This is a genomic window from Candidatus Fokinia solitaria (assembly GCF_003072485.1).
Taxonomy (GTDB): Bacteria; Pseudomonadota; Alphaproteobacteria; order Rickettsiales; family Midichloriaceae; genus Fokinia; species Fokinia solitaria.
In genome coordinates, this window is the sequence record NZ_CP025989.1 from 627644 (window position 1) to 653203 (window position 25560).

General features: G+C 35.7%; 23 protein-coding genes, 3 tRNA genes and 1 rRNA gene. 16 read left to right on the forward strand and 11 right to left on the reverse strand.

Annotated features, from left to right (window positions below):
• Positions 1-14: 14 nt before the first annotated feature.
• Both rplA and prmC read right to left on the reverse strand, forming a co-directional pair.
• Entirely contained in the window at positions 15-743 is a 729-nt protein-coding gene (rplA, locus tag Fsol_RS02825) for a 50S ribosomal protein L1 (RefSeq protein WP_108673377.1), read from the reverse strand.
• Between the two features lie 61 nt (positions 744-804).
• On the reverse strand, positions 805-1737 hold the full coding sequence (prmC, locus tag Fsol_RS02830) for a peptide chain release factor N(5)-glutamine methyltransferase (RefSeq protein ID WP_158521632.1): 933 nt from the start codon (positions 1735-1737) through the stop codon (positions 805-807).
• A gap of 62 nt (positions 1738-1799) precedes the next feature.
• On the opposite strand from prmC, the gene Fsol_RS02835 reads away from it, so the two are divergent.
• Complete coding sequence (locus tag Fsol_RS02835; protein ID WP_108673379.1) at positions 1800-2369, forward strand: hypothetical protein; 570 nt, start codon at positions 1800-1802, stop codon at positions 2367-2369.
• A gap of 106 nt (positions 2370-2475) precedes the next feature.
• Here Fsol_RS02835 and Fsol_RS03790 read toward each other — a convergent pair whose 3' ends face one another.
• Positions 2476-2664 (reverse strand): hypothetical protein, encoded by a 189-nt coding sequence (locus Fsol_RS03790; RefSeq protein ID WP_158521633.1) that lies wholly within the window; start codon positions 2662-2664, stop codon positions 2476-2478.
• A gap of 86 nt (positions 2665-2750) precedes the next feature.
• Here Fsol_RS03790 and lgt point away from each other — a divergent pair, with 86 nt between their 5' ends.
• From lgt to Fsol_RS02860, 4 genes are all read left to right on the forward strand, one after another.
• A complete protein-coding gene (gene lgt, locus Fsol_RS02840) occupies positions 2751-3698 on the forward strand; it encodes a prolipoprotein diacylglyceryl transferase (protein ID WP_108673380.1) in 948 nt (315 codons plus the stop codon).
• 53 nt (positions 3699-3751) lie between these two features.
• A complete protein-coding gene (gene queA, locus Fsol_RS02845) occupies positions 3752-4837 on the forward strand; it encodes a tRNA preQ1(34) S-adenosylmethionine ribosyltransferase-isomerase QueA (RefSeq protein WP_108673381.1) in 1086 nt (361 codons plus the stop codon).
• A gap of 131 nt (positions 4838-4968) precedes the next feature.
• Positions 4969-6039: a hypothetical protein gene (locus tag Fsol_RS02850; protein ID WP_145958127.1), complete on the forward strand. Its 1071-nt coding sequence runs from the start codon at positions 4969-4971 to the stop codon at positions 6037-6039.
• A gap of 106 nt (positions 6040-6145) precedes the next feature.
• Positions 6146-7387 carry a hypothetical protein gene (locus Fsol_RS02860; RefSeq protein WP_158521634.1) on the forward strand — a complete coding sequence of 414 codons (1242 nt, stop codon included), beginning with the start codon at positions 6146-6148 and terminating at the stop codon, positions 7385-7387.
• A 272-nt stretch (positions 7388-7659) separates the two neighbouring features.
• Here the strand turns inward: Fsol_RS02860 and dnaE are convergent, their stop codons facing one another.
• Positions 7660-11199: a DNA polymerase III subunit alpha gene (gene dnaE / locus Fsol_RS02865; protein ID WP_108673385.1), complete on the reverse strand. Its 3540-nt coding sequence runs from the start codon at positions 11197-11199 to the stop codon at positions 7660-7662.
• A 79-nt stretch (positions 11200-11278) separates the two neighbouring features.
• Between dnaE and Fsol_RS02870 the strand changes: the two genes are divergently transcribed.
• A complete protein-coding gene (locus tag Fsol_RS02870) occupies positions 11279-11566 on the forward strand; it encodes a hypothetical protein (RefSeq protein WP_108673386.1) in 288 nt (95 codons plus the stop codon).
• 422 nt (positions 11567-11988) lie between these two features.
• On the opposite strand, the gene pyrH is transcribed toward Fsol_RS02870, so the two are convergent.
• The gene (pyrH, locus tag Fsol_RS02875; protein ID WP_108673387.1) at positions 11989-12690 is read right to left on the reverse strand and encodes a UMP kinase; all 702 of its coding nucleotides are present in this window, start codon (positions 12688-12690) and stop codon (positions 11989-11991) included.
• A gap of 254 nt (positions 12691-12944) precedes the next feature.
• Between pyrH and Fsol_RS02880 the strand changes: the two genes are divergently transcribed.
• The 3 genes from Fsol_RS02880 (at position 12945) to Fsol_RS02890 (ending at position 14800) form a co-directional block, all read left to right on the forward strand.
• Positions 12945-13571, forward strand: a complete 627-nt coding sequence (locus Fsol_RS02880) for an amino acid ABC transporter ATP-binding protein (protein ID WP_108673388.1) — start codon at positions 12945-12947, stop codon at positions 13569-13571.
• Positions 13572-13598: 27 nt separating this feature from the next.
• On the forward strand, positions 13599-14657 hold the full coding sequence (gene rsmH / locus Fsol_RS02885; RefSeq protein WP_108673389.1) for a 16S rRNA (cytosine(1402)-N(4))-methyltransferase RsmH: 1059 nt from the start codon (positions 13599-13601) through the stop codon (positions 14655-14657).
• A gap of 71 nt (positions 14658-14728) precedes the next feature.
• A tRNA-Gln gene (locus tag Fsol_RS02890) sits at positions 14729-14800 on the forward strand.
• 21 nt (positions 14801-14821) lie between these two features.
• Here Fsol_RS02890 and Fsol_RS02895 read toward each other — a convergent pair.
• Positions 14822-15037: a hypothetical protein gene (locus Fsol_RS02895; protein ID WP_145958129.1), complete on the reverse strand. Its 216-nt coding sequence runs from the start codon at positions 15035-15037 to the stop codon at positions 14822-14824.
• A 140-nt stretch (positions 15038-15177) separates the two neighbouring features.
• On the opposite strand from Fsol_RS02895, the gene Fsol_RS02900 reads away from it, so the two are divergent.
• The 3 genes from Fsol_RS02900 to Fsol_RS02910 all read left to right on the forward strand — a co-directional run bounded on the left by Fsol_RS02900 (position 15178) and on the right by Fsol_RS02910 (position 17052).
• Positions 15178-15250 (forward strand) — tRNA-Met (locus Fsol_RS02900).
• Positions 15251-15306: 56 nt separating this feature from the next.
• Positions 15307-16557, forward strand: coding sequence for a DNA replication/repair protein RecF (recF, locus tag Fsol_RS02905; RefSeq protein ID WP_158521635.1), 1251 nt, complete (start codon positions 15307-15309; stop codon positions 16555-16557).
• 3 nt (positions 16558-16560) lie between these two features.
• Positions 16561-17052, forward strand: coding sequence for a hypothetical protein (locus Fsol_RS02910; RefSeq protein ID WP_108673392.1), 492 nt, complete (start codon positions 16561-16563; stop codon positions 17050-17052).
• Between the two features lie 5 nt (positions 17053-17057).
• On the opposite strand, the gene nuoG is transcribed toward Fsol_RS02910, so the two are convergent.
• Genes nuoG through Fsol_RS02925 form a run of 3 tightly spaced genes read right to left on the reverse strand, consistent with a single transcriptional unit; the run spans position 17058 to position 20787 of the window.
• Entirely contained in the window at positions 17058-19139 is a 2082-nt protein-coding gene (gene nuoG / locus Fsol_RS02915) for an NADH-quinone oxidoreductase subunit NuoG (protein WP_108673393.1), read from the reverse strand.
• A 41-nt stretch (positions 19140-19180) separates the two neighbouring features.
• On the reverse strand, positions 19181-20215 hold the full coding sequence (locus Fsol_RS02920) for an ATP-grasp domain-containing protein (RefSeq protein WP_108673394.1): 1035 nt from the start codon (positions 20213-20215) through the stop codon (positions 19181-19183).
• Complete coding sequence (locus Fsol_RS02925) at positions 20212-20787, reverse strand: GNAT family N-acetyltransferase (RefSeq protein ID WP_158521637.1); 576 nt, start codon at positions 20785-20787, stop codon at positions 20212-20214. Before Fsol_RS02925 ends, Fsol_RS02920 begins: the two co-directional genes overlap by 4 nt.
• A 44-nt stretch (positions 20788-20831) precedes the next feature.
• Here Fsol_RS02925 and Fsol_RS02930 point away from each other — a divergent pair, with 44 nt between their 5' ends.
• From Fsol_RS02930 to Fsol_RS02940, 3 genes are all read left to right on the forward strand, one after another.
• On the forward strand, positions 20832-22346 hold the full coding sequence (locus Fsol_RS02930; protein ID WP_108673396.1) for a methionine--tRNA ligase: 1515 nt from the start codon (positions 20832-20834) through the stop codon (positions 22344-22346).
• Positions 22339-23277, forward strand: coding sequence for a 5'-3' exonuclease (locus Fsol_RS02935; RefSeq protein ID WP_108673397.1), 939 nt, complete (start codon positions 22339-22341; stop codon positions 23275-23277). Before Fsol_RS02930 ends, Fsol_RS02935 begins: the two co-directional genes overlap by 8 nt.
• Positions 23278-23433: 156 nt before the next feature.
• Complete coding sequence (locus tag Fsol_RS02940) at positions 23434-24318, forward strand: hypothetical protein (protein ID WP_108673398.1); 885 nt, start codon at positions 23434-23436, stop codon at positions 24316-24318.
• Positions 24319-24698: 380 nt separating this feature from the next.
• On the opposite strand, the gene Fsol_RS02945 is transcribed toward Fsol_RS02940, so the two are convergent.
• Positions 24699-24775: transfer RNA gene (locus Fsol_RS02945), tRNA-His, on the reverse strand.
• 251 nt (positions 24776-25026) lie between these two features.
• On the opposite strand from Fsol_RS02945, the gene Fsol_RS02950 reads away from it, so the two are divergent.
• Positions 25027-25359, forward strand: a complete 333-nt coding sequence (locus Fsol_RS02950) for a hypothetical protein (RefSeq protein ID WP_108673399.1) — start codon at positions 25027-25029, stop codon at positions 25357-25359.
• Here the strand turns inward: Fsol_RS02950 and rrf are convergent.
• Positions 25354-25468: ribosomal RNA gene (gene rrf, locus Fsol_RS02955) — 5S ribosomal RNA — on the reverse strand. The genes Fsol_RS02950 and rrf overlap by 6 nt on opposite strands.
• Between the last annotated feature and the right edge of the window lie 92 nt (positions 25469-25560).

Here is a 25560-nt window from a genome sequence, read left to right on the forward strand (position 1 = left end):
AATTTTTCTCTATTTTAGATTGTAGCTAACTCCGCTAATGACTTCACATCTACAAGCGCAGAAGGGCCATAAGTCACGGAAATATGGCATTTTCTTATATATATACCTTTACTTGCCGCAGGCTTAGCTGCGATTAAAGCATCATATAATGCTTTCATATTCTCGGATAAAGCTTCAACTGAAAAATTTAGCTTTCCTATTGGCGCATGGATCAAAGATCCTTTTTCAACTTTAAACTCAATCATTCCATCTTTCACTTCTCTGACACGTTTTGGTACATCTTGCACAACAGTACCTAATTTCAGATTTGGCATTAAGCCTCTCGAGCCTAATTTTTTCGCAACTTTTGCTATTGTCATCATCATTTTCTCCTCGCCTACGCACACATCGAATGAACCAAGATCGACTTTATCAGCAGTAATATCATCTATAAGAGACTGCCCTCCTGCTATCGTTGCACCGGCTTCCATTGCTTCCGCCTTACGTTCATCGCTTAAGATCGCCATGACTTTCAACTGCTTACCGAGTCCTTTTGGGAGAATCACCGCACCACGCACCATTTGATCAGAATGCTTCGGATCAACTCCGAGTAGTATGCTGCATTCCACGGTTTCATTAATCTTCGCACAGAATTTATCCTTGTATTCACTTAAAAACGCTGATACTGCCTCCTTGAATGAAAATGACTTTCCATCAAATATCTTACTCGCGGCAGTAACTCGCTTTGAAACTTTTCTTGACATATTACACGACTATAAGGAGCTTTTGCTTTCGAGTTCAGAGTACACCGATATAGCGAGATTGTCAATTATCAACGCTTGTAAATGAAACGACTCTTTCTATATTGCATAGATCCATAACAATGTCTTTCACCTTAAAGCCTGCATTTTGAAAAATCGATATCACAGCATTTGCTTTATCATAACCTACTTCTACAACAACTAGCCCTTTATCTTTGAGAAACTGCTTTGCATTAGCAGATATTACTCTATAAGCATCTAAGCCGTCCTGCATATCTGTAAGACTAATGCGCGGTTCAAAATCCTTCACCTCTTTTGATAATACATGCCATTCAGAAAAAGGGATATAAGGAGGATTGGAAATAACAAAATCAAATTTACGATGCAACATTTTCGCGTCAAACCAATTACCGCGTAAAAAAGTAATATCTTGCATAGAAGATAAAATATTTTCCGCATTACGTTTTGCCACTCTTAACGCTACATCACTTATATCAATTCCTACTCCATGTGAAACAACTCTTGCTTTTTGCAACGCGACGGTACGTAACTCATTTAATATCGATATCAATACACAACCGCTACCTACACCAAGTTCTAATATATCGCACCTATCGCAAATAATACCTCTTTCCTGCATTAAGATTGCATTTTTCGCTACATATTCCACTAAAAATTCCGTTTCTGGTCTAGGTATTAGCACATCATAGTTGACATAAAAATCATTTTTCCAAAACGATTTTCTATTGAGGATATAAGCTATCGGCTCTCCAAGTTTTCTCCTATTGATGTAAGATTCAAATTGAGTAACGTAATCATCTGGCAAGTTCATCTTATCAAACTTGCACATAAACATTTCAGTATAATCATACATCCCTATTGCATACGCCAATAAGATCATTGCATCCAATTTTGGATTCTCATTCCATTCCTGCGATAATACTTGAGAAGCATGCTCTATCATTAGCTTCAAATTTTCTACATTGTTGCATGTCATATTATTGTATAAGCGCATTATGAATGATATTGTAAAATCAGCATGTCGTACTCGATATTTCCATGAAAGAGAAAGATGTAGAGGTAATTATGGACATTGTAAACATTATGGATGCTCTCATCTCGAACGAAACACTTGGAAATTACGGTATTCATGAGGACACTGAGATTATACAAGTTATAACGGAAATATTTGAAATAACAGAACATGATCTTGCATCATGTAATACACTGTCAGACTGTATGAAGTTAATTAGTGATTATTTCAGCATGATACTGCTCACGCAAGGTCACGCAAAATTCTCAGAACAGAAATTACATGATATAAAGAAAAAATTAATTAATGCACTCCTCCGTCAGTTTCATCTCAAAGTACAGTTTTCAATTCTAAAGAGGATAAGAGAAGTGATGAAAAGAAATATCAGAAAAGTACAACAAGACACATGTGTTCAACATTTAATAAAAGAACTAATCATCAACGACGGAGGCTTAGATAGATATATAAATCTCAAACTACGAGTACGTATCAAAACACATGATGATGAGGAGGAACATAGCAGTAATAGCATCAACAACGGTAATACGATTGCAAATAGCATAATTCGAAAAGATCAAAGCACAAGGCAAAGGTAAATAGTTCATTTTAAATATCCATCTTCAAAATACACGTGCAATATCATACGTGTAACCGTAGAATATAATGAATTATTGCTTTTATCAGTGAATCTCTTTAGTTACTTTAATGTCTCTGAGATTGTTTTACTTTCTTAATACTAGATGCTCTGCTTTTCAAAGAAGTTCTTCTTTTACTGAACTGCTTTTTGTCTATGTATGACAACAATTTTCTCGCAGTATCTTCTATACATGACATGGACTTCTGCCCCATTGAGTACCAAAAAGAGCGAGATAACATTTTGTGAAAGGACATGGTGATTGACAAAAAATATTAAATAGAACTTTATTATAAGTGATTTCAAATTTAATTATAAAATTATATAATTTAAATATCAATGCATGATCAATAATTTAGATCCGATAGCGTTTCACGTACTAGGTTTTGATATATATTGGTACGGTATTTTTTACGGCTTCAGTTTCTTAATATGCTCCTTGATGATGGGATATTTTCTCAATCTTGAAGTAATTGAAGCAGAACAAACATCGTTCAACAATAAACACTCTATATCAATACTAAACGGTAAATACGGCGATAGATTACTAATATTTCTCGTACTCTCCGTAATACTCGGTAGTAGACTTGGTTATACTGTTTTCTATGCGCCTCACTGGTTTCAAAAAGACATCTTACACATCTTTAACACAAGAAATGGTGGACTATCGCTACATGGAGGATTAATAGGCGGATTTATCGGGATATTACTTTTCTCTCTTTATGTCTTATCAAATTCAAAGTACCGCTACTACAAGGTAATACTAAGACATAGAAATAATAAATTCATCTCAGATATCTGTTGTAGCAAATCACTTTTAGCAAGCTTACTATTAACCTTCAGTATATCAGATGCAATTGCGATATTCTGCCCAATCGGATTGCTGCTAGGACGCATCAGTAACTTCATCAACGGAGAGTTATACGGTACGGTAACAGAATTACCTATAGGTATTATCTTTGCAAAAGTTGACAGTTTCCCTAGACATCCAAGTCAGATATATGAAGCAATTCTAGAAGGCATCGTCCTCTTATTCATCACAACTAATCTCGCAAAAAATACAAAAATTTTGTCATTTCATGGCATGATCTCGGGCATAACATTGGTATTCTACTCGATATTTCGATATCTGTGCGAATTTTTACGCGCTCCTCTAGATGGACATGTAGAGTTTATGAACAGATTTATCACAAAAGGACAATCTTTGAGTGTCTACTCGTTATGCGTTGGAGGAGGTGTAATTTTATTCAGCATGCTTTTGAAGTTTTTAACTAGATATAGTAAAAAATGACAGTTGCATGTTGCGCGTCATAAACATGCATAGATACGAGTACATGTTATTTCATGAATATTGCAACTGAAGAATTTTACTTCCATTTACCGCAAGAACTCATAGCTCGATACCCTGTGACACCAAGGGATAGCTCGAAGCTACTATACATGAATAAAACAGGAGTATTGCAAGATTTATCTTTTAAAGATGTAGTAAAATTACTCAAAAAAAATGATGTATTGGTACTGAATGATACAAAGGTAATTCCTAGCATGCTTAAGTGCAGTACTAAGGATAGCAACACACGAGTAAGAATCGACATACTAAAACATTATCACGATCACGATATATTATATTGCAACGCACTTGTAACACCGAGAAAACATTGTCGACCAAATACAATACTGCAATGCATAAGTAATAAAAATACTACTCTTGAACTCTCCGTAGAAGATATTCAACAAAATATAGTCACTCTCAAAGTACATAGTAGTAAAAGCTTCCATGACATCATGAGAGAATACGGCAACGTTCCTCTGCCGCCATACATACTCAAAGCTCGTTCCGCACATAATATAATCGAAAAACAAGAAACAGATAAAGATAACTACCAAACAGTATATGCAAAATACGACGGCTCCATCGCTGCGCCTACCGCAGGCTTACACTTCACTGACACACTACTTGCAGAAATATCCAAAATAGGAGTAAAAATATGCTATATCACATTACACGTAGGATTAGGCACTTTCTTACCGATTAATACATCGCTACTAAACGAGCATAAAATGCACGAAGAAACATTCGAAGTCACTCAAGAGACAATCGATATACTACGAAATGCAAAGGAAAATCACTCAAGAATCGTAGCAGTTGGAACAACAAGTATAAGAGTTCTAGAGCACATCGCATTGCGCAATATATCAACTGCAAGTATCGGTACAACAGATATTTTCATTTCCCCTGGATATAAGTTCAAAACAGTAAACTCCATCATAACCAATTTTCATATGAGTAAGAGTACTCCTCTTGTGCTGGTGTGCGCTGCAGCAGGAAAAGAACAAATCTTCAACATGTATAAACATGCTATTGATGGTAAATACAGAATGCTGAGTTATGGAGACGCATGCATGATAGATGTTGTGACGAATGAATAACACATTTTTCTTCCATTGAATAAACAAAGCGCAATCTCAGCAAGCATCGTACGTACAACACCAATAAACGCATTGCAAAATCTGCTTTTATAGGACATAGTAATCATAAATCATGTTACTTTTAGATGCAGATGCAGCAGTCATCACAAAATCAGGACTTGATAAGCAAGTACCACAAGGAAATAAAATTCTGCCAACAACAAGCAATTTTTCAGCAAAAACAGGTAGAATTTTGTCAACAGCAGATACAATTTTATCAGGAGCAGATTAGCCTTCAACAGCGAGTAGTAAAAGATTATAAGCTACAAATAGATAGTGCAGAGCAACAAATGCAAGATCTTCATTCGCACATGCAGATGCTGCAAGAGCAAACATTACAACAGCAGCTTACTACATATTCTGATGTTTACCTTAGAGTAGTGCAGTTCTATATGTTCTTTATACGCGATGCAGAGTATCAGAATGCATATGCTATCAACTCGTACTTTGAAAGTGCCTGTAATGTGATATCTCCTGCTCTTTATCAACCTTATATGTTACAGGAATTACCTGATTATGTAGACCGTATTCGTGCCTCTTACGATCTAGACGATAACGAAGAGTTAGTTCTTTTTAATGAATACACTGTTCTATTACATCAGATACAAGATACCGTATCTTCTTATGAAGATGAATCTGCAGTACGTCAGTATGCCGTTGCAATGTATGTCTTCTTTAGAGCTGCATGCGATTTCACTGATGAAGAACAACGACTTCCAGAAGAGATGTTGGAGACGATACGTGGATTTCGCAGTGAGCAAAATATGACTCAGATACTACAACAGCAAATACAGCAAAATGATGTACAATTACTTCCTATAGAACCTCAGCAGCAGTTGATAATGCTTCAACAGTTAGAGCCTTCTTATCAGCAGGAAGTTTCTAGCAAACAGCAAAAGTTATCTGAGGATCAGCAGCAGCTATCTGAATATCAGCAGCGGTTATCCGAATATCAACAAGAATTGTCCGAACGTCGGGAGAGAGTATCTCAATTTCAACAACGACTATCCGAATATCAGCAAGAACAGGAGATAATACTTCAGCAACAAGCGCTTCAACAACAGGAAGGTGACGCTAATCAAGACGAAATTCCGGTACAATGTGGATTCGCAGCAGATATCGAGAATATATCCGATCACAACAGCATCCATGATGAGATCTAGTAATTGATATACAAGCACCTTTTCTACAGCTTACGTTCGAAGTCGCATATTGCAAGAGGTGTTTTCGTGAGATATTGTTATAGTATATCAACTATATATCGCATAAATGAAGGAATCGTCGCAGAACACTCAACAACATGAAATGACTGAGCTAAAAGTAGCAGAGCCATGGCGAAAGACTCTTCAATCTCAAGAAATTGTCTCACAGTTAGCATCTTTTTCTGAGGACGATATAGCTTTTTCTCAAAGCCGAGTACACTATTATCAAGAGCAAGTAGTTTTTTTGCAACAGCAAATAAGTTACTACCAACAGCAAGTAGAATTTACTGAAAAGCAAATAAGTCACCACCAACAGCAAGTAGAATTCACTGAAAGACAAATAAGTTACTACCAGCAACAAGTAAGCAACTTACAGCAGCAGGCGCAAGACTTTCACTCACACATGCAGATGCTACAAGAGCAAACATTGCAACAGACACTTGCTATATATTCCGATGTTTACCTTAGAATAGTGAAGCCCTATATGTCCTTTATGTGTCATAGAACAGAATTTCATCATCCACACGTTATCAGTGCGCACTTTAAAAGTGCTTGTAACATGATATCTCCTACTCTCTATCAACCTTATATGTTACAGGAATTACCTAATTACATAGACCATATTCGTGCTTCTTACGATCTAGATGATAGCGAAGAGTTAGCTTTTTTTAATGAATACACTGCTCTATTACATCAGATACAAGATACTGTATCTTCTCATGAGGATGAATCTGCAGTACGTCAGTATGCTGTTGCAATGTACGTCTTCTTTAGAGCTATATGCAATTTCACTGATGAAGAACAACGACCTTCAGAAGAGATGTTAGAGGCGATACATGAGTTTCGTAGCAAGCAAAGTATGACTCAGATGCTGCAACAGCAAGTGCACCAAAGTGATACACAATTGCTTCCTGTAGAACCTCAGCAGCAGTTGACAATGCTTCAACAGTTAGAGCCTTCTTATCAGCGGGAGATTTCTGAAAATCAGCAAACATTATCTGGATATCAGCAAGAGCTACTTTCACATCTGCAAGATGTATCTGAATATCAACGTGAATCATTCGAATGTCAACAGATGGTATCTCAATATCAACAACAACTGCCCGAATGTCAGCAAGAGTTATTTAGATATCAACAAACATTAGCTGAGTGTCAACGAGAATTGTCATATCGGCAAGAACAAGTGCCTCAGCAACGAGTGCTTCAGCAGGAAGGTGACGCTAATCAAGATGAAATCCCGGTACAATGTGGATTCGCAGCAGATATCGAGAATATATCCGATCACAACAGCATCCACGATGAGATCTAGTAATTGATACGCTAATCGATACTCTATATTCATTACTAAAAATTTCATAATCTTCACTGTTTCTTGTGATCATTTTATTACTGACAAATTAACAGTGTAACCTTGCTCTTCCATATCTTGTATACTTCTCAAGAATATGAAGGTAAGCGTGTATTTGCATCTCATAGCAATACACTGCTACTCATCATACGACTCAGACATCTAAATATTTTAGCTGAAATCTCTATATCGCCATACTTTCACAAAAAGATGAATATATCTATTTTGTAGAATTAATTCTTTTTAAAGAAATATTGACATAGTTTTGCTTCATCATCATACCTAATATATACTATCTCTTCATTTTTTAACTCTTCTAAGTTCTCATTATTCAGATCATACTTTGACTTCGATTTCCATACTATGATGACGTTATTTTCGTTATCATGCGTAGCAATTCTTACATATGCGCCATCGTGTTTTCGGTTACTATCTAAAAAAGATGATAACCTTTTCATGCTTTGAAAATCAGTGATAGGAAAAATATAGTCCTTCACTTTATCATAAGCATCTATTCTTTCTACAGATTCTACTGTAATCCTTACTCCAAAATTATCTTTTCTTATTTCCACATTACAAACAATAATCTGCCCTTCGGCTAACAGATCTTTCTGCGCTATTAAAATTGCTTCATTAAAAATCGATACATCAAGAAAGCCAGTTTCGTCACATAACTGCATAAATGCGAACTTCCCTCCTTTGCCACTGCTAGACGAACGTACTTTCAACGATGTAATGATACCTGCGACTTTTTTTGTGATATCTTTTTGCTCTTCATTTTCTATCTTAAATACTAGTTCTTCTATTTCCGATATCTGACTTACAAAAGATCGTTGCAAATCCAATCTCCATATCTGAAGCGGATTGTGTAGTAAATAAAATCCAAGCGCTTGATATTCGAACATTGCACGTTCATTATCGTTAAGAGAAGATGTTTTGATAAAATTTTCTAGCTCATCAATTGAATTTTTCTTTGGTAAGCTTTTTTTAAATAGACTATTCTGCTTCAAGTTAGCAATTGCCATTTCTGAGTGATACTCACTCTCCTTTATGAGATTTTCCACATTCTCCAATAGTTCTTTAATATTCGGATATAATTCAGCAAATGCGCATGCTTTGATCATTTGCTCCATATTTCTCTTATTCAGTTCTTTATTTTTGATTCTATATATAAAATCTAATATCGATTTAAAGGTGCCATTTTTTTCCCTCTCTGCACATATTTCTTTTACCAACTGACTGCTAACACCTTTTATCGCTTCTAATCCATACCTTATTTCATTACCTTCTATCATAAATTCCGAATAAGAAAAATTAATGGAAGGAGGTTTGATTTGAATTTGCAACAATCTTGCTTCATTACAATAAATAGCTAACTTATTGGTTTGCATGATATCGAGATTCATCAGTATACACAGAAACTCGATTGGATAATGCGCTTTAAGATAAGCAGTTTGATAAGAGATGATAGAATACGCAGCAGCATGAGATTTATTAAAGCCGTAACTCGCGAACTTATTGACAGTATCGAAAATTTCTATTGCACTTTTTTCTTCGATACCATTTTTAACAGCATTTTCTATAAAAGTACTTTGATGTTTCGCCATTTCATTTTTATCCTTTTTTCCCATCGCTCTTCTCAGCAAATCTGCTTCTCCTAGAGAATAGTTTGCGATCACTCGTGCTATTTCTATTACCTGCTCCTGATATATTATGATACCGTACGTATCCTTCAACACGTCAGCAATCCTAGGATGTATATACTCCACTGCTTCTAATCCATGCTTTCTTCTATTATACGATGGAATATTTGACATCGGCCCTGGTCTATATAATGAACTCAAAGCAATCAAATCATCTATACTATCTGGCTTCAGTCCCTTTATCGCTTCTTTCATACCAACGCCTTCAAACTGAAACACACCTACTGTCAGACCTTTTGTCAGCATTTCAAATGTCTTTACATCTGTAAGAGGTAAATTACTGATATCTATTTGAATACCTCTGTGCTGCTTTATGATATTGCATGTTTGCGCAATCACTGTTAGCGTTTTCAAGCCTAAAAAGTCGAACTTTACCAAACCAGCTAATTCTGTATATTTCATACTATATTGCACTAGTATCAAATCAGAATCCTGCGTTTTACATAACGGTACATCACCGAGTAGAGTAGTATCAGATATCACAACGCCTGCACTATGCATCGATATATGTCTATGCAATCCCTCAAGTTTTAATCCAATCTCTATTAATCTTCTTACGTCATCATCAGTTTTACTCATCTCTTGTAGACTTTTATCTATTGCTACAGCAGTAGCGAGATCTATAGGGTGCGCAGGATTGTTAGGTATCATTTTACATATTCTGTCCACAACACGATAAGGTATCTGCAAAACACGCCCTACATCTCGCAGTACAGCTCTTGGCTGTAACTTACCAAACGTGATAATATGCGCAACTCTATCAGAGCCGTACTTTTTTTTTACGTATTCTATTACTCGATCACGTCCTAATTGACAAAAATCTACATCAATATCCGGCATACTTATACGAGCTGGATTAAGAAATCTTTCAAAAAGAAGATTAAATTTTATAGGATCTAATGCTGTAATATTCAAAACCCAAGCGACGATTGAGCCTACCGCTGAACCACGTCCAGGACCTACCGCAATATCATTATCTCTACTCCAACGAATAAAGTCTGATACCACAAGAAAATACCCCGAAAATCCCATACTGCATATTACATCCAATTCACGCTGCAACCTTTCAAAGTATAACATCTTTGTCTCTTCCGTCATTTTTTCGACTTTTTCCTCTAAGCCTTTTAAAGTTCTCTGACGCAGTATCAGATCTTCTTGCGCACGCGAAGCAAAAGTAGGCAATCTTGGAGAAGATGACTGCGGCATAAACGAGCACTTTCGCGCAAGTGCTATTGTATTTTCTACTGCTTTCGGTAAGTCTGCAAAAAGACTCTGAAATTCATCATATGTTCTGAGAAATTCACCTTTTTGCACTGCTTTTCTATCTTTTGTAGCAATATAAGTACCATTACTTATGCACATCATCACATCACATGCCTCCGCATCAGATACACTCATATGAGTTGCAATACAACTTGCAACTATCGGTATGTGATTCAGAGAACAAAACGCAATAAAAGCGCTTTCCGCTGTATAAAATATGTTATCTTCAACTCTTGAAATCTCTATATAAAGTTCTGCACTACTTAATGAAGCTTTTAATTGAGTAATGATATTACCGATTGTTGCTTGCAACTCTTCATTTGTGCTGTTTAAACGGCATAAAAAATCTTTATCAGCTGTCCCCCAAAGTACTATTAAACCCTCACAGTATTCACTAATTTGACGTAAACATAAATTACATGGCACTTTATCTTCTATCGCCATTAAAGCAAATTCAGTTTCATCATTCGCCTTTTCTACTCTCATATATAAGAGACTTGATAGAATCGTGAGATTTTTTACTCCTCTTTCATTAGTAGCGATGAGAACAATTTCTATTTCTGCGGCATCAGATACCACTTCATCAAGACGCACTTTCAATGTTAGTCCAGGAATATACTGAATACCATTTTTCTTCGCTAACAATGAGCATTCAAGCATTCCAAATAAATCATTTCTATCTGTAATACAGAACGCCGGTATCTTATGTGTTTTACAAAATTTCACTACATCTTCTATTCTTATATTGCTTTCACCAATTGAGTAAGATGAGAATATTCGAAGAGGGATATAAAAATCTTTAAACATATATTGATCACACGTATTCAAAGTGGTATTGATATTTCAGTTATGAAATGTTCAACAATATACATTGTGTACAATAGTTATGAAAAAATTTCTTTCAAATAAAATTTCCCTGTTGTTTTTAGTTTCAGCTCTTGTGCCGTTTGCACTGATTGGATGCTCTGAAAATAAGAAAGAAGAAAAAACAGCGCAATCCGAATCCTCTACCGAGTCCTCTACCGAACAATCTCACAGCACAGAAGGACACGACTCTACAGAACATCAGTCTTCTGCATCAGAAACTGCACCTTCTGATAGCGAACAAGCATCTTCTACTACTAATGAGAGCAACACTGCTGCACCTGCTACCTCTGCACAGTCTTCTGACTAATTTGCAGATCAGTACTAGTTTAAAAAGTTAGTACGGTTGATCGAAGTAGAATTTGCTTTATGGCGTTCTACTTCGGTGCTTTTTTCAAGTCATTTATATCTTAGTGTCAAACTTCTTCTAAGGTCCTGTTTCTGTCTGCCTCAGATATTCTTCTCCGTTCTTGATATTTCTGAACATCTTTTGCTGCACTCGCTTCTCTCATTTCCACATTCTCTTAGCACTCTAAAGCACGGTTAGTGGTTTGTCTTTGTTCGTAGAAACAATTGCTTGAGTGCAATTCGTTTTTGTTATGTCAGTACTAAAGACTTTGATGATATAAGTATAATCCCTTTCTCCTCGCAAAGGTTTTTTGAAAATTTTACAATTTCCAAATATCACGTTGCACTACCTACTGTCCGCATATAGATATCTTCACCTGCGCACTAAGCGCACTTCACAACAGAATACTCTTTTGATAGGCCAAATACAATTTCACTTAATATCTTAGGTTTGTGAATATTACATACTAATAGAGGTAATCCTCCATCTCTAGCCATAGTCATAGCAGTAGAATCTGCAATACCTAATTTTTCTTCAATAGCTTGATCATAATTTAACTCTTTATACAACACTGCATTAGGATTTTTCCGAGGATCAGAACAGTATATTCCATCTACACCTGTACCCTTTATCATCACATCACATTTCATTTCCAAAGCTCTTAACACTGCACCTGTGTCCGTAGTAAAGAATGGATTTCCTGTACCTCCTGAAAAAATTAATACTCTCTTTTTTTCAAGATGTCGTAATCCTCTTTTAATTACATACTGCTCCGCACACTGCGAAATTGATAATGCAGATTGCAATCTACTCTCAACATTTAACGAATCAAAAACAGACTGTATCGCTATCGAATTCATCACAGTAGCAAGCATTCCCATCTGATCACTTCTTACCCTCTCTATACCTATTTTAGAAAGAGTTGTTCCTCTACATATATTACCACCTCCTACAACGATACAAATACCAATACCTTCGGCATATATTCTCTGCAAATCTTGGCAAATTCTCAAAATAGATGCAAAATCCCAAATAGTACTTGCATCTTCTTGTCCTCTCAGTGCTTCTCCGGATAGCTTTAACATGATCCTTTTATACTGCACGATACTATTTTAATAGAGAAGAAAAATACCGTCATAAGATGGCACATTTTACTAGTAGTGTAAATACTTACGTTAAAGCAGTACTTTATTATGAAATATCATATTACAGTTCTACCCCATACCAATTCAGCAAATTATAGCTATAAATCATATGTATGTGAGTTCTTGCGAAATGTTCGCTATAGTATTTCACGTCTTTTCTCCTTATAAACAGAGAAAACATTTTACTTTATGCAATGAAGGAAAAATATAACACCATACCTGTGAAAATTACTGACCTTTCTAAAATATTCAACGGCATAAAAGTACTCACAGATATCAATCTAGAGGTACACGCTGATGAAATTTTAGGATTATCTGGACCATCTGGCAGTGGAAAATCAACTCTATTACGATGCATTCAAGGATTAGAGAAATGGGATAGCGGCACAATTGATAAAAATGGCACAAGCGGATTTGTTTTTCAGGATTTTCAGCTGTTTCCTCATAAAACAGTACTGGAGAATCTTACATATGCGCCAATAGTAAACGGAAAAACTGAAGAAAGCTGTATTACAAAAGCTAATACATTACTAAAAGCGCTTGGTATCGCGGAAAAAGCAGATAGCTTGCCACAGACTCTCTCAGGAGGACAAAAACAGAGAGTCGCGCTTGCACGTAGTTTAATGCTTGATCCTAATATTTTGCTGTGCGACGAACCTACCTCAGGATTGGATATGGATAGCACTGCTGACGTTGTAACCGTACTAAAACAAGTACGAGATACCATAGGTATATGTATGATACTTGCTTCTCACGATCAGCATTTTTTATCGCAAATTACAACTAGAATGATAGTACTAAAGCATGGCATAATACAATAAAACTTTACATACGGTATCTAGAAGAACATGCACTGTTATACGCATACGCCAGTACTACTTGAAGAAGTGCTAACTTATATGATACGTACCAACGGTAGCATTAGTAATACGGAAGAAGAGTGTGTACTCTGCGACGCAACCTTTGGCGCAGGAGGACATACAGCAGCTTTGATCAAAGAATTGTCACATCATAACAAAAAAGCATTATTTTTATGCTCTGACAGAGATGAGAATTCAATCGAATACTTCGAAAAATTACATGAAGACGTTAAACATGAAATGAAATTTTCTAATGTAAGATTTAGCGATTTAAATAAAATACTTAACGATACCAATCTTTGTATTAATGGCATGATGGTAGATCTAGGATTTTCATCTATGCAAATCGATAACTATAAACGCGGATTTTCGATTCAAAATAATGGACCATTACTTATGACAATGGGATTAAATGATGAAAACGCTAGCACTGCATTAAACACTCTATCAATAGATGAACTAGAAAAAATACTACGCATTTATGGCGAAGAACCACGAGCAAAGGCACTTGCACAAGCTATATTTCGGTACAGAAGAAAACTCTCTACAACACATGATTTAAAAAATATTGTACACGAAGTTTACGGTTATAAAGGAAAGTACTGCAAAATCGATCCAGCAACTTTAACTTTTCAAGCACTCCGAATACATATCAATCAAGAGTTGTATCAGTTGATGCATGTAATACTTGCAGCAGCTTCACATATTGCTGTCAATGGACGCTTCATAGTAATTACTTTTCATGGACTGGAGGATATAGTGGTAAAAGCAATCTTTAGAAGCATCGTTCGAGATCAAAATCTTTCTCTAGAAGAAAGAATAATCAGTAATCTGAATCAAAATATTTTTTTACTAAATGCAATTGGCAGTCAAAAAGAAGTAGAAGATGAAATAATGCATTCTGTACAACAATACCGTGATAGTATCACTCATAAATCTTTTGCTGTATTAAATCGCGGCAGTGTAATTAAAGCTACTTACAAAGAAATTAAGATAAACAGGAGAGCAAGATCCGCTAAAATGCGCATTTTGGAGAGATTATCATAACATTTGGCGTAAAAAAATAACGCTCTTTCTAATTTACTTTACTATTTTTTTATGATATTTGGTTAGAACATTGGGGTGTAGCCAAGTGGCAAGGCACCGGTTTTTGATACCGGCACTCGGTGGTTCGAATCCATCCACCCCAGCGAAGTTTTTGTGGCACACCGCTATCTTCCTCTATCTACGGAGTTGATGAAGTCCTTCCATGCGACAATATTATCAGTGTTGTACCGTAACGTACTAAAATTCTTTTCCTTCATCGCAATAAGCTTTCCTGGACTTTTGAGATATTCAACTTGTAGAGTAAGTATCTCTACTATCTCTTTTTCATCCTGCACTAACTGCATAAGCTCGTGCACTTCATCTTTTCCTTCTTTTATCATATGCTTGAACAGCACGGTAAATATCATACATATAATAGTCAAAAGTATTAGAATTATATGATATTTTATATTTTCGTACTGCACTCGCTTCAGACTTGATTATAATGCACGAAAGTAGTACAAATTCTTATAGAACGCAAGGCGAAGTAGCTCAGTTGGTAGAGCAGCGGGATCATAATCCGCGTGTCGGGGGTTCGAATCCCTCCTCCGCCACCGTATCATTGCCACATCAATAAGTAAATCGACATAAATGTGTGATGTTGAGTAAAGTGAAACTTCACAACTTCCGCAATCACAAATTACGCGAAATTATCGGTAATTCACCATGTAATATCATACTTGGTAGAAACGGTTCTGGCAAAACATCTATCTTAGAATCAATATCCTTACTGTGCGCAGGACGCAATCTACGCGGCGCTACATACAGCGAAATGCTACTTAATCCTATGATAAATTTCGGTCATTCACAAATCGAAGATGAGATAAAAGCAGACACCTGGCAAGTAAAGTATTTCTTCGAATCTCAGAACAAGAACACGCTTTCTAATGAGATAGAGATGGAATATACAAAAGAACAAATAAATAAAATTATCACACTAAATGGTAAGAGGATTAAAAACATATCCGAATTAAAAGGACTATGCTCTTTTATTTACTTAACTCCTAAAAACGAAATGATATTTGCTTGCGCGACTTCCGAACGCAGATCATTTTTCGATCGGATGATACATGGTATTTTCCCTTCGCATGCATCGCTGTTATCGCAATATAACCACCATATAAAATCAAGATTACAGACTCTAAAAACATCACATGATCCACTATGGCTTGACGCAATAGAAAATTCATTAGCGAGATTAGCAGCAGAAATAACCCTAAATAGAGGGCGTTTTATCAGACTAATGCAATACTCGTATAACATGATATTGAGTGGCAGCACCGAGGTCGATTATATTAAGAAGCTCTTCTCTGAAATTCCATTTATTCATCTCGAATTAAAAAGCCAAATATTCAATGAATGTGAAAGCTTTTCAGAATATTATCGCGATCTAAAACACATGCATGATGCTACTTTTTCGATCTCTGATGATATAATGAAATTTCTTGATGATACACTCATATCCCGCATACAGGAAAAATATAAATCTGCAAGAAAAGAAGATGTATTATTGAAAAAAAGCACTTTCGGTTCTCATAAAGAGGACTTTATAGTATTCTTAAGCGATGAGAGATTCGACATTAAGTATTGCTCTGTCGGAGAGCAAAAATTATGCACAATGGTTGTACTACTAACGTATGCAAATTTAATCCATAACTTAAATATGGAAGATTCTCAATTTTTCAGTAATGTGATACTGTTACTAGACGATGTAATATCGAGGTTAGATCAAAGATATCAGACAATCCTTTTGGATGCCTTATACAGATTAGGCGTGCAAAGCTGGATTACCGCGCCGCAGTTGGAAATCCTTAATCACGCTAGTACAATCACTTCGCTACTGAATATCATTACGTTATAGAGTATGAGATATTTGCTAATAATCGCTTTACTGGCCATATTTCGCCAAGGTAGTGCATTAGAAGAACAGCAGTACGATGACATTACTCCTAAGCTTGTAGAAAATACTGAAGCAGTAAACTCCGATACAGTAAGTGAAATCGTAAATAAAATACCAAAAGTACAAAGTGTGCAAGAAAAAAAGACTATCACGCACAATACCGCACAATTCACAATACTTGATGTAAATTATGGCTCTCATGTCACCAAATCACTACATATTGATGAAGTAATCACAGTAGATAAGCTACGCTTTACCTTACTCAATCCGTGCTTGCAAGTGTGCAATAACTGCGCAACAAATATACCAAGTATTTTTAATACTTATTTCGTATTACTGAAGGTTGAAGATGAAACAGAAACACAGTACACGGAATATCTTGATTCAATGCATTTAAAAATACTATTCATCCCTAAGTATGGAATTTCCATTATGCTTGATAAATGTCTCTCGTAAAGTATTTACTTCACTTGCAAGCTATTAGAATGCGCTATCATAGCTAAAGAGTTATTTGATATTTGATCTCCTGCATAAAAATTGCTTACTGGATACGTGAGATCTCTTTTTTTTAAGCTGGCAACACGAGGAATAGTAACATCTTTCCTCTCTAACACACGATGCATATTCTCTTGCTTCAAGAAATCGCTTTTCATAGCTATTTTAGCTCGCACATCTTCCAATGAGTGGAAATTTAACTCAATTTTTAATCTTTCAGCAATTTCAGTTACTATCATCCATTCTTGTTTAGACACTCCAAGCGGAGGTACAGCTTGGTAAGTAGATTGCAAACGTCCCTCAAGATTGACATACATCGCTTTTTTTTCCGAATATGCAGGAGAAGGTAGTACTAAATCTGCTCTACGAATAGCTTTATCTGCATGATGTCCGATATATACTACAAATACGTCGTCTGCAATTGCTTCAATATTCACATCATCAGCGCCAAACAGCAACAGTACATTAGATTTTCGTAACATTACGTCTACAGTACTTTCTATTTCACCAATATCTGAAAAGCTTTCTCCGAAATTTGTCGTAAAGTCTAAATCTAACGCTCCAACTCTCGAAGGCTTCGTATTCAATACATTAAAGCCATTCCAATCGTCTTTTATAAGACCGTATTTTTGAGCAATTTTATAAGAGTAGTATAAGACTGCATGGCCATCATATTGATGCTTTAATATGTTTGTACCAAGTACTAGCATAGGATTTTTAGCGTGCAACAATCGCCTTGCATACTCATGCTTACCTTCGTATATCGCCTTCAACAAGGCACTTTCACATCCTAAATATGTATACGGATAATTTGCTGCAAATCTGTTACCTAAAACTGATATTTTAAGTTTTCCATGAATTACTGCTTTTCTAAGTCTTGCATTTAAAATCGCTGCCTCAAGTCTTGGATTTGTACCAATTAATAAACACTCATCGCTGCTTTCTATACTTTGAATCGTCGTATTAAAGACGTAACTTCCGCGTCCAAATGATGATTCAATGATACTTCCTTCCTCTCTACAATCAAAAAACCAATTTTTTTTATGACTACATAACTCCTTTATAGCAAAAATACTCTCTATATCAGAATAATGACCTACTAAAGCTGAAACTACAGCTGCATGACTCAGTACTGTACATAATTTATCATATGCTTCATCCCATGAAATAGATTCATGACGCTTCATAACTTTATTAAACCATACTGGCTCTACCAATCTTTGATATTTCAAACCATCATAATTAAATCTTGCTTTATCTGAGATCCACTCTTCGTTAATATACTCGCACTCGCGCGGTAATACTCGCATTACTTGATGTCCTCTGACATGAAGCATGGTGTTTGAACATACCGCATCAGACAGATCAATAGAAGGTATCTTAGTAAGTTCCCATGCTCTTGCAGTATATGCATAAAGTGCAGAATTTAAAGCGCCTACAGGACATAAGTCTATAATATTACCAGAAAGCTCTGACGTAATACCTTTACATACGGCATCAGAAATTTTGTATGTATCAATATGCATGTCTTCTCCCTTACCAAGTGCTACAAGCTCACTCGTACCAGCTACTTCATCTAAAAATCTCACACATCTCATACAATGTATACATCTTGTCATGTGAGTCTCTATAAAAGAGCCGAAATCTTTATGCTGTATCGTTCTTTTTTCCTCTTTATACCTTGAATGACATTTACCATACTTAAATGCCTGATCTTGCAAATCACATTCTCCACCCTTGTCGCATATTGGACAATCTAACGGATGGTTAATCAAGAGAAATTCTAAAATACCTGATCTTGCCTGATTCACAAGTGCTGTATTAGTGTATATATGCATACCATCGCTTATAACTTGCACGCAACTTGCTACAAGCTTTGGATTTTCTCCGATTTGAACAAGGCACATTCTGCAATTTCCAGCAATACTAAGTCGTTTATGGTAGCAAAATCTAGGTATTGTCATACCAATCATCTCGCATGCCTGCATAATAGTAACGCATTCCTCGAATTCATATAATTGGTCATTTATATACACTTTTATTGACACCGGAGTATGAAATTTACGTTATATATAAGAGCATACAAAACCTATTTTTTTGTATCAATAATACTACTTACAAGCTTTACCAATCTTTCTTGTATCGGCAGTGCTGTATCGTTCTTCGCATTTTCGCGATACATTTCTTCAAGCAATACAAATCCTGTAGGAGAAGTGACATTAATCTCCGTAATATAATCTCCTATCAGATCAATCCCCGCGATAAAAATGCCATCTTCTTTTAACTTCCGCGCGATCTTATCACACATCGCAATTTCGCTATCAGTCAGCTTCACGGCAGCAATACTTGCACCTTGATATATATTCGCAAGAAAATTACCACTAGAAGGTATTCTGCTAAATGCGCCAACTATTTCTCCATCTATTACGAACACGCGTTTGTCTCCGCTTAAAATAGCACTGATAAACGCTTGAACTACAACATGCTCTGCAAATCCATCAATATATTTACGTATGCCATTTGCTGCCTCTTCGTCATCTTTATATACTACTTGATTTGTAGTATGTGATTCGCTTTTTCCATATGACATTCGTATCGCACCATGCCCTGAATATTCATATAATGGTTTTAGCACTACATCTAAGTGCTTTTTCAGAAAACTCAATATCTCTCCTACTTCTCGTGTAATAATGGTATTTGGTAAATACCCCACTGCTATACTGAATGGAAAGATCTTCTCTGAATTATTCCTCACACCTCTTGGAGAATTTATTATCGGCACATCAACATGTTCCAATAAAAATGTAGAGGTAATGTATAACATATTAAAAGGAGGATCTTGCCTTAACAATATGCACTTTACTTCATCAAGATGAAGTTCTTGTAAATCACTCACTCTACTCCACTGAGTTCCGCTGTATAAAACATATTCTAACTTTATAAAATACCCTCTTGCGCACAAACTTTTTTTGCCATTCAAACTTGATAGACGCATAGTATCTACTGTGTACCAAAAGATCTCATACCCGTTCTTGTATAGACCATCTGCTAAGAATAGACTTGTATCTGTTCTAATCTTCAATGTTTCTAAAGGATCTCCTTGGATAGCTATAATTTTTCTCATCTTCTTCTATGTCGAAATTCATGAGGTAATAATGAAAGCATTTTAATATCCGGAAATCCACCTCTTATAAGTCGATAGCCGCGCATCACTCCTTCTTCTTGAAAACCAACATCATGCAATAGATTCAATGACGGTTGATTATCATGTAGCGTCTTTGCTGATATTCTATATAAATCCATTACATTAAAACCAAAATTCAGCACTTCTATAATGGCGCGTTTCATAATACCACGCCTCCAATAATTTGGATCAAGATCATAGCAAATTTCAGCTTTTCTACTATAAACATTGTAATCAAAAAAGCCTATCGTGCCTATTAAAAAATCCGTCTCCTTTATAGTAATCCCCCAAAAAACAGAAAGCGATCTATGAAATAGATCTCGCCAATATATCACACTAAGCATTGCATCTCTCTCACTTTTGGGCATATCTTCATCAGAAAGTTTCATCGCTACTCTCGGATCTGTATATATTTCGTAGTAGCGTTTATAATCGGATGTGGACAATTCACGTAATACAATCTCTCCTATTTCTATAGTAGGAAATTCTGCAAAGATATTTTGTTTCTTCACTAACAGTGTGATAGAAATACTGATAATATCGATGATATACGATTATGTCTTTTGAGTACAATAGCAAATTCTACGTAACCACTCCTATATATTATGCCAATGGTGAGCCACACCTCGGACATTTGTATACTACGGTAATAGCTGACGTAATCGCGAAATATAATAGATTACAGAAACGAGATGTGTGCTTTGCAACTGGTATGGATGAGCACGGACAAAAAGTAGAATTAACGGCAAGAAAACTCAAAGTACATCCGCAAAGTAGAGTAGATGAGATAGCAGATAAATTTTCCGCTTTATATAAAGCTGCTGACATTACTTACGATGCTTTTATCAGAACAACAGAAATGAGACATAAGGATTTCGTAGTATCCGTATGGAATATCTTATATGAAAGAGGATGGATATACAAAGGAGAGTACTCAGGCTGGTATGCAGAACGAGATGAGGCTTTTTACTCTGAAGAAGAGATAGTAAATGGTAAAGCGCCAACTGGTGCAGATGTAGTATTTTGCTCTGAAGAATGCTATTTCTTCAAGCTATCAGCATTACAAGAAGAACTATTAAAAATCTATCGCGATGAGAGAATCGTCATACAGCCAAAACTAAAGCTTAATGAAGTCGTAAGCTTCATCGAAAGAGGATTGAAAGATTTGTGTATATCTCGAAATAATACTAAGTGGGGAATACCTGTACCAAATGCTACAGAACAAACTATATATGTATGGATTGATGCTCTTATGAACTATGCTTCCACTCTTTCACAGAATTTTGAGTCTAAATACTGGCCATGTGATGTACAGGTTATTGGTAAAGATATACTTATATTTCATACTGTATATTGGCCGGCACTACTCATAGCGCTGAATATTCAAGACTTACCTCTCAAAATATTAGTACATGGATGGTGGCTCAACGATGGACAGAAAATGTCAAAATCCTTAAACAACGTAATAGCGCCACAGAACTTAATAGATAAATATACATCGGACTACGTTAGATACTTCCTCATAAGAGAAACTAGAATCGGACATGACGCAAGTTATAGTGATGCTAACTTACAAAAACTGGTTAATGCTGAATTAGTCAATAACATTGGTAACTTAGCACAAAGAAGCGTGATGTTTGTACAAAAGTATATGGATAATACTTGTCAGAGACCTTCAGATTACGACGACAATATGCTGCAACAAACGTATGGTTTAGTCTCATCATATGTAAAATACATGGAAGCACTCAAATTTCACGAGGCAATTGATATCATCATGAAAATATCAGAAATAGCCAATAAATATTTTAATGAAAAACAGCCATGGCATAAAAAAGACAAACAAGCAGAACTACATTTCATTTTATTTCACACTCTAGAACTAGTAAGAGTGATTGGCATTCTACTGCAGCCGTTTATACCGCACGGCGCGGCAAGACTGCTATCTATTTTTTACCTTCAAAAGATATCAAATATAACGTTTGATATGGCATCTGCCGCATTTATGTTTGATCAACTACGTATTGATAAACAGTTTTATCAAGTTTTTCCAAGAATAGTTAATGAGTAAGCATCTCATAATCGTGGATTGTTATGCAATCTTCTTTAAATCGCTCTTCGCTCATCATAAAGATCCAGCTATAAACGGTATACATATAGGAGGAGTTATAGGCTTCATTAACACCATGTTCAGGTTATTAGAATGTAATGGTGAACTTCTTGCAATGCATAAAAACAGCGAAATATACGTATGTATTGCACTGGATTATCAAACAAAAGGTGAGACATTCAGACACCACATATATCAAGAATATAAAGCAAATAGAAAACCATTACCGCAAGAATTCATTTCACAATTTCCGATACTTGAGGAAGTACTAGAATGCATGCAAATTCCAGTCATAAAGCATCCAAAAGTCGAAGCAGATGATATCATTGCCTCCGTAGTAACGAAATTTTATGACAAAGATAGCAGTACTCCAATTAACATCTCAATCATCTCTCAAGATAAGGATTTAATGCAACTCATAGCAGTACAAAATAATAGAAATACTATCATGTGGGATCCTTATAAACGGCAAATAATCGATGAACAAGAAGTAATTGCAAAACTAGGAGTAAAACCTCATCAAGTGCCGTGCTTCTTAGCACTGCTTGGAGATAGTGCAGATAACATTCGAGGAGTACCAGGTATTGGAAAGAAACACGCTACTACACTATTAAGTAAGTTCGATTCGGTAAACGATATATGTCAAAATACTCATATGCTTTCTAACAGCAAAATCGCTTCGCAGATCAATGGCAATAAAGAGCAGATTGCGTTATTCAAAAAACTTACGACATTAAGCAGCGATATAGAAATCGTTATGCCATATGAAGAAATGAAATGGAACGGATGGACGGATAGAAATGATAAGATGAATGAGTTGCTACTAAAGTATCAAATACAAAATGCTATCGGTACTAGGAAAAACTACACTCATAATGCATTTAACATGTAAAAACAAAAAAAAATGCATCGTTACGGAGGGTATATTGCAACTTAACATATATCACTTTAGAGAACATTTGACGTAATTGCATATTTAAAAAAAATACTATAACGATAGATATTGTAATCATTTTTAATGATTCAAATTTTTCAATAAAAAATATATATGTTAAATAAAACAGCAATTTCTAATAGTGTAATAGACAAGCATTACGCGCATCATACATGTAACAGCATAGAATCTGCAATAGCAAGACCATTGATAAATTCTATGATGAATTGTGCACCATCATTCGAATATTTGCGTAATGTTCTAAGAGATAATGCAATCCACGTATCACCAACAACATATCGTTATATTATGCCTACGCGCGTGGGCGATTATTCTGATATTATATATTTGCACGGCCTAGATGGGCCAAATAATATCGCCCAATCACTGTATCAATTAGCTCTAGACGTAATAACACTTCCTGTGACCGTTGGAGGTGCGAACACAGCTGAACAAATTGCAATAAATCGTTCTTATATCTGCTGTGCTTATGTCTTCTTCCGAACATTCGCTGAGGACTTAGACAAGAAAAATACAAACATGGAGGAAAGGTTAATATGGGATGTACAGCCATTTCGAAGGGCTCTGTACGATGGAGAGAGAGATTGTCCATTTGAATATCAGGGCCGTTGGCTTTATGCATTGGATGAGCAACATCACACATCATCAAACGCAGTAGTACAACATCAGACACAGCAGCAAATACAACATCAGACACAGCAGCAAATACAACATCAGACATCATCAGATGAGGAATTTGACGATATTAATATTAATACACCCTATAACTTCAACGCGCATCAAGATGACAGTCAGGTAGTACAGCAATACGAGGATGGTGTGGATATTAATAAAATCTGCTACTTCAATACATATCAAAATGACAGTCAGGTAGTACAGCAATACGAGGATAGTGTGGATATTAATAAAATCTGCTACTTCAATACATATCAAAATGACAGTCAGATAGTACAGCAATACGAAGATGATAGCTTATAAAAATAAGCAAAGAATATTACAGAATCAGTCACAGTAAACGGCTGACTCGTATATAGATTAAACGCATGTACTTTGAAGCACTGCACTATATATAATCTGCAATAATAGCATGCGGTACCTACTACATTATTTCTCTTAAAAGTGCTTTACCACATGGTAAAAAGTCACTCATCACATTTCAGTAGTGAGATAGTTGTTAATATAACAGTAGGTACAGCTAATCGGTACTAGCTATCCGGACACTTTAAGCAATCGAAAAAAGTCAGTTACTCGAACAGTATTTCGTATAATGGAAGACACTTAGCTTCAAATCTTACAATATATATCATTTCCTCAGCGCAGGATTTCCACAAAAGAACAATCGCAAGTACTCAAAGTAGTGGGGCGAATAACGGAACTCGAATCCGCGACCTTCGGTACCACAAACCGACGCTCTAACCAACTGAGCTATATCCGCCAACTTATAAAGGCGCAAGCATGCACCATACTTTGAAGCTTACAAAGCTTATAAAATAAAGTCTAATTCAATTTTCTGTTTTTCGAGTATATAGCATTCTTTCTATACAAAGACATTATATTGCGCCACTATATAATAATTCTTTTTAAGAAATAGTAATGCCAATATTTAATAATATTTAATATAATAAATATATTCTCATGCTAAGATGATCGTATTGTTAATATTAGATAAAGTTGCTATATTTAATAATGATTGAATATTTATTTTCTGATATGCAACAAAAAACAAGAAAAACGTGGGGACTTGAAGTAGAAGCAGCTGCTATGTCTTTTAAAGAAGATGTGACGCCACAGTATCACAAGGTGCGCTGCTTAGCTAAAATGAGCAGAATGATGGATAGCCTCATGGCTACAATTCAAGTACCAAAACTGACCGAAGAGCAGAAGACGATACAATTCAATAAAATTAGAGTAAATTGCAATATTCCAAAAGTAGACGACTGCCTTGCTACGGTAGAAATTATTTCCTCAGCACAGGATTTTATCAAAGAGGACAATCACAAATACTCATTGCGAGCCTGACAACGACCTACTCTCACACGTCTTAAGACGCAATACAATCGGCGAAAAGGCTTTTCACTTCTGAGTTCGGAATGGGATCAGGTGTTTCATCCTCTCTATAATCATCAGGCTTGCAATAAGTACCTTAGTCTACAGCATAAGCTTTATTGATATCAAATAACAACAAAAGCTTATACATCAAAGAGATAGCAATATAAAAAA